Annotated in this window: 13 protein-coding genes; 12 read left to right on the top strand and 1 reads right to left on the bottom strand. The window is 70.9% G+C overall.

All coding sequences use genetic code 11. The annotated features are described in order from the left end of the window. Positions 1-4: 4 nt before the first annotated feature. From ACYQ1L_RS11215 to ACYQ1L_RS11160, 12 genes are all read left to right on the top strand, one after another. Complete coding sequence (locus tag ACYQ1L_RS11215) at positions 5-667, top strand: GntR family transcriptional regulator (RefSeq protein ID WP_460004218.1); 663 nt, start codon at positions 5-7, stop codon at positions 665-667. A gap of 91 nt (positions 668-758) precedes the next feature. Beyond that, a complete protein-coding gene (locus ACYQ1L_RS11210; RefSeq protein WP_460004217.1) occupies positions 759-1,949 on the top strand; it encodes a branched-chain amino acid ABC transporter substrate-binding protein in 1,191 nt (396 codons plus the stop codon). A gap of 72 nt (positions 1,950-2,021) precedes the next feature. After that, positions 2,022-2,909 carry a branched-chain amino acid ABC transporter permease gene (locus ACYQ1L_RS11205; RefSeq protein ID WP_460005805.1) on the top strand — a complete coding sequence of 296 codons (888 nt, stop codon included), beginning with the start codon at positions 2,022-2,024 and terminating at the stop codon, positions 2,907-2,909. A 1-nt stretch (position 2,910) separates the two neighbouring features. Further along, positions 2,911-4,098 (top strand): branched-chain amino acid ABC transporter permease, encoded by a 1,188-nt coding sequence (locus ACYQ1L_RS11200; protein WP_460004216.1) that lies wholly within the window; start codon positions 2,911-2,913, stop codon positions 4,096-4,098. After that, positions 4,095-5,015, top strand: a complete 921-nt coding sequence (locus tag ACYQ1L_RS11195) for an ABC transporter ATP-binding protein (RefSeq protein WP_460004215.1) — start codon at positions 4,095-4,097, stop codon at positions 5,013-5,015. Before ACYQ1L_RS11200 ends, ACYQ1L_RS11195 begins: the two co-directional genes overlap by 4 nt. After that, positions 5,012-5,722 (top strand): ABC transporter ATP-binding protein, encoded by a 711-nt coding sequence (locus ACYQ1L_RS11190; protein WP_460004214.1) that lies wholly within the window; start codon positions 5,012-5,014, stop codon positions 5,720-5,722. Before ACYQ1L_RS11195 ends, ACYQ1L_RS11190 begins: the two co-directional genes overlap by 4 nt. A gap of 2 nt (positions 5,723-5,724) precedes the next feature. Further along, the gene (locus ACYQ1L_RS11185; protein ID WP_460004213.1) at positions 5,725-6,930 is read left to right on the top strand and encodes an NAD(P)/FAD-dependent oxidoreductase; all 1,206 of its coding nucleotides are present in this window, start codon (positions 5,725-5,727) and stop codon (positions 6,928-6,930) included. Beyond that, the gene (locus tag ACYQ1L_RS11180) at positions 6,927-7,172 is read left to right on the top strand and encodes a (2Fe-2S)-binding protein (RefSeq protein ID WP_460004212.1); all 246 of its coding nucleotides are present in this window, start codon (positions 6,927-6,929) and stop codon (positions 7,170-7,172) included. Before ACYQ1L_RS11185 ends, ACYQ1L_RS11180 begins: the two co-directional genes overlap by 4 nt. Beyond that, positions 7,169-8,527 carry an FAD-dependent oxidoreductase gene (locus tag ACYQ1L_RS11175; protein ID WP_460004211.1) on the top strand — a complete coding sequence of 453 codons (1,359 nt, stop codon included), beginning with the start codon at positions 7,169-7,171 and terminating at the stop codon, positions 8,525-8,527. The genes ACYQ1L_RS11180 and ACYQ1L_RS11175 overlap by 4 nt, the downstream gene beginning before the upstream one ends. Before the next feature lie 168 nt (positions 8,528-8,695). Next, the gene (locus tag ACYQ1L_RS11170; RefSeq protein ID WP_460004210.1) at positions 8,696-9,628 is read left to right on the top strand and encodes a dihydrodipicolinate synthase family protein; all 933 of its coding nucleotides are present in this window, start codon (positions 8,696-8,698) and stop codon (positions 9,626-9,628) included. Next, positions 9,628-10,629, top strand: coding sequence for a proline racemase family protein (locus tag ACYQ1L_RS11165; protein WP_460004209.1), 1,002 nt, complete (start codon positions 9,628-9,630; stop codon positions 10,627-10,629). Before ACYQ1L_RS11170 ends, ACYQ1L_RS11165 begins: the two co-directional genes overlap by 1 nt. An 8-nt stretch (positions 10,630-10,637) precedes the next feature. Further along, a complete protein-coding gene (locus ACYQ1L_RS11160; protein WP_460004208.1) occupies positions 10,638-12,116 on the top strand; it encodes an aldehyde dehydrogenase (NADP(+)) in 1,479 nt (492 codons plus the stop codon). Positions 12,117-12,187: 71 nt separating this feature from the next. Here the strand turns inward: ACYQ1L_RS11160 and ACYQ1L_RS11155 are convergent, their stop codons facing one another. Continuing rightward, positions 12,188-13,372 carry a metal-dependent hydrolase family protein gene (locus ACYQ1L_RS11155; RefSeq protein WP_460004207.1) on the bottom strand — a complete coding sequence of 395 codons (1,185 nt, stop codon included), beginning with the start codon at positions 13,370-13,372 and terminating at the stop codon, positions 12,188-12,190. Positions 13,373-13,405 lie beyond the last annotated feature (33 nt).

Here is a 13,405-nt window from a genome sequence, read left to right as displayed (position 1 = left end):
GCGCATGAGCGTCGGCTCCATTCTCGTGCCTGCGGAGAGTCTGCGCGAGCAGGTCGAACGCATGATCGCGGCGCGGATCGTGTCGGGCGAAACGCCGCCGGGGGAGGTGCTCACGGTGCCGACCCTCGCAGGCGACTTCGGCGTGAGCGCGACGCCGGTGCGGGAGGCGATGCTGAACCTCGCGCGCCGTGGTTTCCTGCGTCCCATCCGCAACCGCGGCTTCCAGGTCACCGAGGTCTCGCCCGAGGAGCTGCACCAGCTCACCGATGTGCGGCTGCTGCTGGAGGCGCCGCCGATGCGCCGCATCGCCGGCAGGATCGATGCCACGCTGGAGAAGGAGCTCCGCGCCCTCGCCGAGCGGATCGTCGCCGCGGGACGGGACGGGCAGTTCGACGAGTATCTCGAGGCCGACACCACCTTCCACCTGCGCATCCTCGCCGTGACCGGCAACGCCAAGCTCGTCGAGACCGTGCGCGAGCTGCGGCAGCAGACCCGTCTGGTCGGGCTCGTCCGTCTCGCGGATTCCGACACGCTCCTGCCCACGGCGCTAGAGCACGCCGAGCTCGTCGACCTCCTCGTCGCCGGGGACGGGGAAGGGGCGGAGGAGCTCATGCGCCGGCACATCGGACACGTCGGCGGCGTTTGGAGCGGGCGCGAAGAGCACTGACGCGATCGGTGGTTCCGCTGGCCGTCCCGAATGAGTAATGTGTCACATGGTATTCACCACGTATGCAACGACGCATCAGGAGGCCCCTCACATGCACACCCGAACCACACGCGCCCTGCGCGCCTTGTCCGCCGTCGCCGTCGCCGGCGCCCTCATCCTCACCGCCGGCTGCTCCGGCGGCCTCGCCAGCGGTGGCGCGACCGACGGATCCGGAGGCGGATCCGGACCGATCAAGCTCGGCATGCTCGCGCCGTTCTCCGGCAGCGAATCGGCCTTCGGCAACTACATGAAGAACGGCGCGCAGCTCGCGATCAATGAGATCAACGCCGCAGGCGGCATCGACGGACGCAAGCTCGAGCTCGAAGTGCAGGATGACGCGTGCGACGCGACCACGGCGGTCGCCGCCGCCAACAAGCTGGTCACCGATGGCGTCGTCGCGTCCGTCGGCGGCTACTGCTCGGGCGCCACCCTGCCCACGCTGCCGATCTTCAACGAGGCGAAGATCCCGATGGTCATCCCCGCGGCGAACTCGAACGAACTGGTCAAGCAGAAGCTCCCCGGCGTCTTCCTGATCAACGGCACCGGCACGCAGCAGGCCGCCGCTGCGGTGAAGTACGCGCAGAAGTCGGGCGCGAAGACGGTCGCGGCGATCAACGACGCGACGGCGTACTCCAAGGACCTCGCCGGCTCGTTCGCGCAGCAGGCGAAGGATGCCGGGCTCACCGTCGACTTCAACGCGGTGATCACTCCGGGCGAGAACGACTACTCCGCCGCCGCGACCCAGCTCGCCGGCGCCAAGCCCGACCTCGTCTACTGGACCGGCTACTACCAGGAGGGCGGCCTGATCGCTCGGCAGTCCAAGGACGCGGGCTTCTCCGGCACGTTCCTCGTCGGCGACGGATCCGTGGATGCGAAGTTCGCCGAGATCGCGGGCAAGGGGTACACCGAGAACGTGCTCGGCACGTTCACGCAGACACCCGACATGCTCAAGGGCGCGGACAAGTGGATCGCCGACTACAAGAAGCTGGCGGGCGCCGACCCGGGGCCGTACTCGACCCAGTCGTACGACGCGGTCAAGGTCGTCGCCGAGGCGATGAAGACCGCCAAGGGCACCGACTTCGACAAGGTCGTCAAGGCGCTCGAGGGGCTCAAGGACTTCAAGACCCTCGCCGGTCCGCTCACGTTCATGCCCGACCACACGCGTTCGGGCGGCGGCTTCGTGATCGTCTCGATCGACCCGTCCTCCGGCAAGTTCGTCCTCAAGGACGACCTGCAGGGCTGAGCCGCATCCGGGGCGGCCGGCGACGGCCGCCCCGGCACCGCCTCCGCCGACCCCGGAAAGGACATCTCCGTGATGCAACTCATCTGGAACGGCCTCATCGTGGGCTCGTTCTACGCCCTCGTCGCGCTCGGGTACAGCATGGTCTACGGGATCATCAAGCTGCTCAACTTCGCGCACGGCGACATCTACATGCTCGGCGCGTTCGCCGGCTTCGCCACGCTCTCGGCCTTCGGCATCTCGAATGAGACGTCGATCCCGCTGCTGCTCGTGATCCTTCTCCTGTCGATGGTCATCACCGGCCTGATCGGGGTCGGGATCGAGCGGATCGCTTACCGCCCGCTGCGCAAGAGCCCGCGGCTGGCTGTGCTGATCACCGCCATCGGCGTCTCGTTCACCCTCGAGTACGCCGTACGGCAGGTCTTCGGGCCGAACCCGGAGGCGTTCCCGGTCCGGCTCCAGTCGGCCGGCTTCGACGTCCTCGGCATGCGGATCACCCCGGCGCAGATCGTCCTGGTCATCATCGCCGCGGGTCTCATGCTCGTGCTCGCGCACATCGTCGAGCGCACCCGGCAGGGACGGGCGATGCGCGCCATCGCCCTGGACCCACAGGGCGCGCAGCTGATGGGCATCAACGTCAACCGCGTGATCGCGACCGTGTTCTTCATCGGATCCGCGCTCGCCGGCGCCGCCGGCGTCATGGCCGGGGCCTACTACGGGTCGATCGACTTCCTGATGGGCTTCATCATCGGCCTGAAGGCGTTCACCGCCGCAGTGATCGGCGGCATCGGCAACCTCTACGGAGCCATGCTCGGCGGACTTCTGCTGGGCCTGCTCGAGTCGTTCGGATCCGCGTGGTTCGGCGGCGAATGGCGCGACGTGTTCTCGTTCGCCTTCCTCATCCTGTTCCTCACCTTCAAACCGACGGGGCTCCTCGGCGCCCGCGTCGTCGAGAGGATGTGACATGTCCGGCACCGTGACCCCCGGCTCCGTGACAGCGGCGCTGCGCGATGCGAAGCTGCGCGCGCCCTCCCCGCTTTTCGATCGTCCTGCCGCGCCTCGGGGCGTGTTCTCCTCGCAGCAGGGCTTCCTGCGCGCGCTCGGCGGCCTCTGCGTGGTGCTGCTCGCCGTGCTCCCGTTCATCGACGCCTCCCGCTACACGATGTCGATCGCCACGAGCGCGCTCATCTACGTGATGCTGTGCATGGGCCTGAACGTGGTGGTCGGCTATGCGGGCCTGCTCGACCTCGGCTACATCGCCTTCTTCGCCGTCGGCGCCTATGTGTCCGGCATCCTCACGACGGTCGTGGGGCTGCCCATGTGGGCGGCGCTGCCGGCGACGATCCTGTGCTGCATCGTGGCGGGCATCATCATCGGCGCTCCGACGCTGCGCCTGCGCAGCGACTACCTCGCGATCGTCACCCTCGGATTCGGCGAGATCATCCGGATCACCGCGAACAATCTGAAGATCACCGGCGGTCCGTCCGGCATCCACGGCATCCCGACGTGGAGCTTCGGTGGCTGGAGCTTCGCGGACGGCGTGGTGATCGGCGGCATCGAGTTCCCGCAGCGCGTGCTGTTCTACTACTTCGTGGCGGCGATCGTGGTGCTCGTGGGCGTCATCGGCGCGGGCAGGCTCGCGAAGGGCAAGATGGGCCGCGCCTGGAAGGCGGTCCGCGACGATGAGGATGCCGCCGAGGCGATGGGCATCAACACCTACCTCGCGAAGATCTCGGCGTACATCATCGGCGCCGTGTGGGCCGGCGTGGCCGGGCAGCTCATGGCGACGCATCTGAGCGCGATCAGCCCGAACAGCTTCCAGTTCCTCTACTCGGCGCTGATCCTCATGGCGGTCGTGCTGGGCGGCATGGGATCCACCCCGGGTGTCATCATCGGCGCGCTGTTCGTCTCGCTCGCCCCCGAGCTGCTGCGCGACTTCTCCGAGTGGCGGTTCCTCATCTTCGGCATCCTGCTCGTGGTCGTCATGCTGTTCCGCCCTGCGGGCCTGTGGCCGTCGACCGCGATCCTGCCGTGGCTCAAGAAGCGCCGGCCGGTGCCGCCGCCGACGCAGGGGTTCCTGTCGCCGGTGCCGGTCGAGGAGGAGGAGCCGACGGCTGAAGAGATCGTCGCGGACGAGGAGGAGGGACGATGAGCGCTCTGCTGGAGGTCAGCGACCTGCGCCTGCAGTTCGGCGGTGTGAAGGCCGTGGACGGGCTGAGCTTCTCCGTTCAGGAGGGCGAGATCCTCGCCGTCATCGGCCCGAACGGCGCCGGCAAGACCAGCGCCTTCAACTGCATCTCGGGGTTCTACCTGCCGACGTCCGGATCCGTCGTGTTCGACGGCAACGACATCGTGCGCGAGGCACCCGGCTTCTGGCGCAAGCTCCGCCTGGTGGACCTGCTGCAGAGCTTCGGGTTCTACCGGGTGCTGCCGTCGCGCGTGACCAAGTGGGGGATGGCGCGCACGTTCCAGAATCTGCGGCTGTTCCGCGAGCTCAGCGTGCTCGACAACGTCAAGACCGCCATGCACGCGAACCTGCGTGAGGGGTTCTGGGCGACGTTCCTGCACACCCCGGGATATCGGCGGGCCGAGATCGCCTGCGCCCACGAGGCGCGCGGCTGGCTGGACTTCGTCGGCTTCACCGGGGATGAGAACCTCTACGTGACGCAGCTGCCGTACGGCGAGCAGCGCCGCGTGGAGATCGCGCGGGCGCTCGCGACCAGTCCGAAGCTGCTGCTGCTCGATGAGCCCGCCGCAGGATTGAACTTCAACGAGAAGCAGGCACTGATCCAGCTGATCCGCCGCATCCGCGACCTCGGGGTCGCGGTGGTGCTGATCGAGCACGACATGGGCCTGATCATGGAGCTCGCCGAGCGCATCGTCGTGCTGAACTATGGCAAGGAGATCGCCGTCGGCACGCCGGAGCAGATCAAACACGACCCGGTCGTGATCGAGGCGTACCTCGGGGTCGAGGACGAGCCGCTGGACGCCACCAAGCTGCAGACCGGCACGGTGGATCTGTCGCTGCTGAAGGGCGACGACGCCGACAAGAAGGGGAAGCGCTCATGAGCTCACTCACGGTCCAGGCGGCGGAGGTCTACTACGGCCGGGTGCACGCCCTGCGCGAGCTCAGCTTCGACGTGCACGAGGGCGAGATCGTCTGCCTGCTCGGCAACAACGGCGCCGGCAAGTCCACGACGATGAACATGCTCTCCGGGCTCGTACGGCCGCACAGCGGCACCGTCACGTGGGGCGATCTCGACCTCACGCGGGCGAAGCCGTGGGATATCGTCGCCGCCGGTCTCATCCATGTGCCCGAAGGGCGGCGGATCTTCTCCACCATGACGGTGCATGAGAACCTGCTGCTGGGTGGGTACACCGTGCCGGACCAGAAGCTGATCGCGCAGCGCGTCGATCAGGTGTATGCGCTCATGCCCCGGCTCGCGGAGCGGCGCAAGCAGCAGGGCGGCACCCTCTCCGGCGGCGAGCAGCAGATGGTGGCGATCGGCCGCGCGATCATCGGCGGGCCGAAGCTGCTGCTGCTCGACGAGCCGTCGATGGGCCTCGCGCCGCTCGTGGTGAAGCAGGTCATGGAGACGATCCAGGCGGTGAACGCCCAGGGCACCACGGTTCTGCTCGTCGAGCAGAACGCGCGGGCGGCGCTGCGGATCGCCGACCGCGCTTACGTCGTGGAGACCGGCCGCGCCACGCTGTCGGGCACCGCCGCCGAGCTCGCCGCGGACGCGCGGGTCGTCGACGCGTACCTGGGCGGCTGAGGATGAAGGTCGTCGTCATCGGCGCCGGCGCGATCGGCGCGGCGTGCGCGTTCGCGCTCACCGAAGCAGGCGCGGACGTGGTCGTGGTGGACCGCGTTGGCGTGGCGGGGGAGACCTCGAGCCGGTGCGAGGGGAACATCCTCGTCTCCGACAAGGAGCCGGGCCCCGAAGCGGAGCTGGCGATCGAGGCGAACCGCGCGTGGCGCGACCTCGCGGCACGCCTCGACGGTGAGCGCGTCCCCGGGCAGCCCGCGACCGAGTTCGAGGCGAAGGGCGGCATCGTCGTCGCCTTCGACGGCGGCGCGGAGGCGCTGCACGCGTTCGCGCTCTCGCAGCAGGCGATCGGGATCCGCTCGTCCGCCCTGGACGAGGCGGCGCTCCGGGCCGCGGAACCGCACCTCAGCCCGGAGGTCGCGCTCGGCGTGCACTACCCGGACGACGCGCAGGTGCAGCCGAGTCTCGCCACGCAGGCGATGCTCGCGCGCGCCATGCATCTCGGCGCGCGGCTGATGGTGGAGGAGGTCGTGGCCGGAGTCGTCGTCGGCGGCCGCGCGGCCGGCGTGCGCACGCGCAGCGGCATCGTCGAGGCGGACGCTGTGGTCAACTGCGCGGGCCCGTGGTCGGGCGACGCCGCGTCGCTGTTCGGCAGCGCGCTCGACATCCGGCCGCGCCGCGGCACGATCCTGGTCACGGCGGCGATGCCGCAGCGCGTGTTCCACAAGGTGTACGACGCGGACTACGTCGGCGCGGTCGGGTCGGGCGACGCCGCGCTGCAGACCTCGACAGTCGTCGAGTCCACGCCCGCCGGCACGGTGCTGATCGGATCCAGTCGCGAGCGGGTCGGGTTCTCGGATGCCGGGCTGTTGGCGCCGCTGTCGGAGATCGCGGCCAAGGCGTCGCGGCTGTTCCCGTTCCTGCGCGACACGATGCTGCTGCGCACCTATCACGGCTTCCGCCCGTACGCGCCCGACCACCTGCCGGCGATCGGCCCGGACGCCACGGTCGCCGGGCTGTTCCACGCCGCGGGGCACGAAGGCGCGGGCATCGGCCTGGCGCCGACCACCGGTGCCCTCATCGCCCACGCCGTGCTGGGCACTCCGGCGCCGCTGGACCCGACGCCGTTCCTGCCCGCGCGCGAGAGCCTGCAGGGCGCCGATGGCCGCGGTGCCGAGGGCCGCGGCACGCACGAGAAGGAGGCCGCGGCATGAGCGTGCGGATCAGCATCGACGGAGAGACGCTGGAGGGGCGGGACGGCCAGACCATCGCCGGTGTGCTGCTCGCCGCGGGTCGGCGCACCTGGCGCACCACGGCGGGCGCCGAACGCGGGATCTTCTGCGGCATGGGCATCTGCCAGGACTGCGTGGTCACGGTCAACGGCGTCGAGGGCGTGCGCGCCTGCCAGCGCGCCGCGTGCGACGGCGACCTCGTCCACCGGGAGGTGCGGGCATGAGCGCGCGTCGCGTCGTCGTGATCGGCGCGGGGCCCGCCGGGCTCGCCGCCGCGGCCGCGGCCGTGTCCGCCGGGGCGGACGTCACGGTGCTGGACGAGGGCGAGCGCATCGGTGGCCAGTTCTGGCGGCACCACCCCGAGTTCACGGATCCGCACCTGCAGCACCAGATCGTGCGGTTCCGCCGTCTCCAGGAGCAGCTCGCGGACACGCGGGTCGTGTCCTCCGCGTCGGTCTGGCGTATCGAGCCCGGGGCGCCCCTGCGGGTGCACGCGCTGGTCGGGCCGGCCGATGCCGCCGAGCGCCGGGGTGAGACGATCCCCGCCGACGCCCTGGTGATCGCGACCGGTGCGCACGACCGCGTGCTGCCGGTGCCCGGCTGGACGCTTCCCGGGGTGACGTCCGCGGGCGCCGCGCAGGCGCTCGCGAAGCGCGACGGCGTCCCCCTCGGCATTCGTACCGTGGTGGCGGGCGCCGGTCCCTTCCTGCTGCCGGTCGCGCAGAGCGTCGGCCTGGTCGGCGGCGAGGTCGCCGAGGTCGTGGAGGCCGCGAGCGCCGGCGCCGTTCTGCGCGGCTGGGGACGGCGTCCCTGGAAGCTCGCCGCGGCGACGGCCAAGGCGGGGGAGCTCGGTTCGTATCTCGGCTCCCTTGTCGCGCGCCGCACGCCTTATCGCTTCGGCGCGGCGGTCACCCGAATCCACGGGGACTCCGAGGTGGAGGCGGTGACCGTGCAGCGCATCGACGCCGACTGGCGTCCGATCGACGGCACCCAGCGCACCGTGGAGTGCGATTCCGTCGCTCTCGGGCACGGCTTCACGCCGCGGCTCGAGGCCGCCATCCAGGCCGGGTGCGAGATCGGCGCCGACCGGTTCGTGAGGGTCGGCTCGCAGCAGGAGACGAGCGTCGCGGGCGTGTACGCCGCGGGCGAGATCACCGGGATCGGCGGCGCGGACGCGGCGCTCGCGGAGGGGGCGGTCGCCGGGCTCGCTGCGGCCGGCGTCGCTCCGGCCGACCTGCGCTACCGGGCGCCGCTCGCCGAGCGCCGGCGGATGCGCGCCTTCGCCGCTCGGCTGGGGACCCACCGGATCGGATCCGGATGGACGGGCTGGCTGGATGAGGACACCATCGTGTGCCGCTGCGAGTCGGTGCGCAAGCACGCGCTCGAAGAATACGGCCACGCCTCATCGCGTGCCATGCGACTCGCCACGAGGGCGGGCCTCGGCGCGTGCCAGGGGCGAACCTGCGGCCGCAGCGTGGAGGACATCGTCGGCGAGCGGATCGGCTTCGACCGTCGGCCGGTGCTCGGATCGGTGCGGATCGGGGAGCTCGCCGCGATCGAGCAGGCGCCCGGGATGTGAGCGCTCGCCGCGTCCTTGCCGATGAAGAGTAGTGGGTGATATGTTACGTATTACCGGCGACGAAGCGGTCGCCGACACTTGCCGGATGTGCGGCGGTCCTCACGGACGTCGCCCGGATCCCGCACGAACCGGCCGCAGTGGCCGCAGAGCAGAGAGAATGGATCCCACATGACCACTCAGACCATGGACCTCGGCGGCGTCGTCGTCGCGACCACGCTGGCCTTCCGGGAGGATGCGTCCGCGCCCGCCGGCCTCGCCGTCGACTACGACAAGTTCGGCGAGCACGTGGACTTCCTGATGTCGAACGGCTGCCGCGGCGTCGGCCCCAACGGATCCCTGGGCGAGTACTCATCCCTCACGGACGAGGAGCGCCGCAGGGTGATCCAGGTGGCGGTGGAGGCTGTCGACGGCCGCGGCATCGTCATCGCCGGCGTGCACGGCGTGGGCAGCCACCAGGCGCGGAAATGGGCGGACCTCGCCCGCGAGGACGGCGCCGACGGCGTGCTGCTGCTCCCGCCGACGATCTACCGCGCCAACGAGGGCGAGGTCATCGCGCATTACGAGGAGGTCGCGAAGGCGGGGCTCCCGATCATGGCGTACAACAACCCGTTCGACACCAAGGTTGACCTGGTCCCGTCGCTGGTCGCGAAGCTCGCGCAGATCCCCGAGGTTGTCGCGATCAAGGAGTTCTCCGGCGACGTGCGCCGCGTGTACGAGATCAAAGAGCTCTGCGACATCGACATCATCGCCGGTGCCGATGACGTGCTCTTCGAGCTCATGGTCAACGGCGCTGTCGGCTGGTTCGCCGGGTACCCGAACGCCTTCCCGCGCGAGGCCGTCGAGCTGTACAACCTCTGCGCCGACGGGAAGTGGCACGAGGCGAAGGCGCTGTACGAGCAGCTGGTGGCCGTGTTCCGCTGGGACTCGCGCACCGAGTTCGTACAGGCGATCAAGCTCTCCATGGACATCTGCGGCAACTCCTACGGCGGCCCGACCCGCCCGCCGCGCGGCCCGCTCTCGGCCGAGCAGCGCGTGCAGGTGACCGCCGACACCGAGCGCGCCCTCGCCGCCCTCGCCGCGCGCGCCGCAGTGGTCGCCTGATGCAAGCCCGCAGGACGATCCAGGCGGTCGACTCCCACACCGAGGGGATGCCGACCCGCGTCGTCACGGGCGGAGTGGGCCGGATCCCGGGCGCGACCATGAACGACCGTCGCCTGTACGCGATGGAGCACCTGGACGGCCTGCGGGGCTTCCTCATGAACGAGCCGCGGGGGCACGCCTCGATGTCCGGCGCGCTGCTGCAGCCGCCGGCTCGGGACGACGCCGACTGGGGCGTGGTCTTCATCGAGGCCTCCGGCTTCCTGCCCATGTGCGGCCACGGCACGATCGGCGTGGCCACGGTGCTCGTCGAGACCGGCATGGTCGAGGTCACCGAACCCGTGACCGAGATCCGGCTCGATGTCCCCGCCGGGCTCGTGATCGCGCGGGTCGCGGTCGAGGACGGTCGCGCGGTGAACGTGACGATCGAGAACGTGCCGAGCTTCGTGGACCGGCTCGACGAGCGGATCCAGGTCCCCGGCATCGGCGAGATCACCTACTCGGTCGCGTTCGGCGGGAACTACTACGCGCTCGTCGACCTCGACGAGGTCGGCCTGCCGTTCGACCGCGACCGCAAGGACGACATCATCCGCGCGGGCCTCACCATCATGGACGCGATCAACACGCAGGCACCGCCTGTGCATCCCGTGCTGGAGGGCGCGAACCACGTGCACCACGTGGAGTTCATCGCGCCGGGGTCGGACGCCGTGCGCTCCCGGCACGCGATGGCCATCCACCCCGGATGGTTCGACCGCTCTCCGTGCGGCACGGGCACGAGCGCCCGGATGGCTGAGCTGCACGCCCGCGGCGAGCTCGCCCTGGACACGCCGTTCGTGAACGAGTCGTTCATCGGCACCGAGTTCATCGGTCGCCTCGTCGGCGAGACCACCGTGGGGGATCGACCCGCGGTGGTCCCCACGATCACCGGACGCGCCTGGATCACGGGCTTCGGCCAGTACATCCTCGACGGGGACGACCCGTTCCCCACCGGTTTCGTCTTCTAGGAGGAGAGATGATCGACACCGAGACCATCGTGTCCGAGACCGCTGCCCGGGCGGCCGGGGCTGCGCGGGACTTCGCCGCGACGTCCCCGCGGGAGCGCGGGAAGGCGCTCGTGGCGGCCGCCGATGCGCTCGACGCGCACGCCGCGGAGCTCGTCGCGATCGCGATGCGCGAGACCGGCCTCACCGAGGCGCGTCTGAACGGAGAGCTCAAGCGCACCTCGTGGCAGCTGCGGCTGTTCGCGGACACCATCGTCGACGGCGCCTACCTCGACGCCCGGATCGACGCCCCCGACCCCGACTACGTGATCGGACCCCGCCCCGATGTGCGGCGGGTGCTGGAACCCGTCGGCCCGGTGCTGAACTTCGCCGCCTCGAACTTCCCGTTCGCGTTCTCCGTCGCCGGCGGCGACTCGGCCGCGGCGCTGGCAGCCGGCTGCCCGGTGATCGTCAAGGCGCATTCCGGGCACCCGGAGCTGTCGCGCCGCACCGCGGCGATTGTCGCCGAGGCTCTCGAAAGCGCCGGCATGCCCTCCGGCGTGTTCCAGCTCATCGAAGGACAGCAGAACGGCGTCGAGCTGCTGAAGGACGAGCGGATCCGCGCCGGAGCGTTCACGGGCTCGACGCACGTCGGACGGATGCTGGCGGACATCGCCGCGGCGCGCCCGCGTCCGATCCCCTTCTTCGGCGAACTGGGCAGCGTCAACCCGGTGTACGCGACGTACGCCGACGAGCCGCTGCTGCAGGGCTTCGTGGCCTCGGTCGCGGGCTCGGCGGGACAGCTCTGCACGAAGCCCGGGTTCCTGTTCGTGCCCGCGGACGCCGATCTCTCCACCGTCGCCGTGGCCGCGGGTGCGGTCGCCGAGCACCGGCTGCTGAACCCCGGCATCGGCCGCGCGTTCGAGGGCCGGCGCGCAGCCGTGCTCGGAGCCGACGGTGCCTCGGTGCTGGCCGAGGGAGAGGTCCGCGAGGACGAGGACGGGCAGCGCCACGCCACGCCGACGGTGGTCGCGGTGGATCTGGACACGCTGCGTGCGCACCGAGAGGAGCTGCTCGAGGAGTCGTTCGGCCCGCTGTCGGTGATCGTCCGCTACGCCGATGCCGCGGAGCTCCCCGCCGTGCATACGGAGCTCTTCCCCGGGAACCTCACCTCGACGGTGCACGCGCGCCCGGCCGAGCTCGCGGGCGGATCCCTGGACGACCTCGTCGACGCCCTCGCCGCAACGAGCGGACGCGTCCTGTTCGGCGGCTGGCCCACCGGGGTCTCGGTCACCCCTGCGATGCAGCACGGCGGCCCGTACCCGGCGACGACGACGGATGCGACGAGCGTGGGCACCGCCGGCATCACCCGGTTCCTCCGCGGCGTCGCCTACCAGAACGCCCCCCAGGAACTCCTCCCCGCCCCGCTGCGCGACGACAACCCCTGGGGCGTGCCGCAGACCCGTAGCGCAGCCGGCGAATCCCAGAACTGGGGCGCAACCGCACGCTGACGGCGCAGATGCCGAGAGGCGGCCGGTTCCCCCGGGGGATCCGGCCGCGTCTTCGTGTTGCGGCGGCGAGGTCAGCGGATCACGAGACCGCCGCGCACCACCTCCTGGCGCGCGTCCTGCTCCCACAGCGCCGCGGGCTCGGCGAGCGGGTCGGCGGAGAGCAGCACCGCGTCGCCGTAGGCGCCGACGCCCAGGTGACCGGCGCGGGAATCCTGGATGAGCGCCGCGTTGACGACCGTCATCGACCGCAGCGTCGCCGCGGCGCCGACGGCCTCGACCTGCAGGCGCACGCCGCAGAGCTGGTCGTCCTCGAGCTCGCCCATGAGGTCCGTGCCGAAGCCCACCTGCACGCCGGCCGCGAGCGCGAGGCGGACGGCCTCCTGCCCCTGGGAGAGCATCTCGGCGTTCTTCGCGAGGGAGATCGCGTTGAGCCCGATCCCCGCACCGCGCCGGTCCATCGCGTCGTAGGCCGCGAGGGTGGGCACGAGGAACGCCCCGGCCTCGGCCATGCGCCGGGCGGTGTCCGCGTCGATCAGGTTGCCGTGCTCGATCGACCGCACCCCGTTGTCGATCGAGTGCTGCACGGCCTCGGAGGAGTACGCGTGCGCAGCCACGTACGACCCGCGCCGCGTCGCCTCGGAGACGACGGTCTGCAGCTCCTCGTCCGAGTACTGGGGCACGCGGATCGGATCCGTCAGCGAGAACACCCCGCCCGAGGTCATCACCTTGATCGCGTGCGCGCCCGTGCGCAGCCGCTCGCGCACCGCCAGCCGCAGCGGCTCGACGCCGTCGACGATCTCGCACATGTGCCCGTGCGTGAAGCAGATGTCCACGTGCGCGGAGCGCGGATCCCCGTGTCCGCCGGTCTGGCTGAGTGCGGGACCGGTGAACAGGTACCGCGGTGAGTCGAACAGGTCGGCGTCGATCGCCCTGGCCAGGCCGATGTCCCCGCCGGCGACGTCGCGGACGGTGGTGAACCCGCGTCGCAGCGCGGCGCGCAGCCGGCGGGTGCCGTTGATCGCCGCGAAGCTCAGCGGACCGCGCTCGTCCTCGAGGCCGTCCATGCTCGTCGCGTAGGCGTGGAAGTGCGCATCGATGAGGCCGGGGATCAGCCAGCGGCCGCGGCCGTCGAGCGTCGGCGCGTCGGCGGCGGGTCGGTCGGCGACCGTGCCGTCGACGACGTGCAGGTCGCGCTGTTCGAAGCGATCGCCGTTCCAGACGGCGGCGCCGAGGACGCTGAGGGTTCCGGTGCGCACGGGTGCTCCTTGACGGGGATTGTGGATGGGTGG

It is taken from the genome of Microbacterium xylanilyticum (assembly GCF_054654695.1).
Note: the sequence above shows the minus strand (reverse complement) of the source record. Positions and strands in the feature narration are given on the sequence as shown.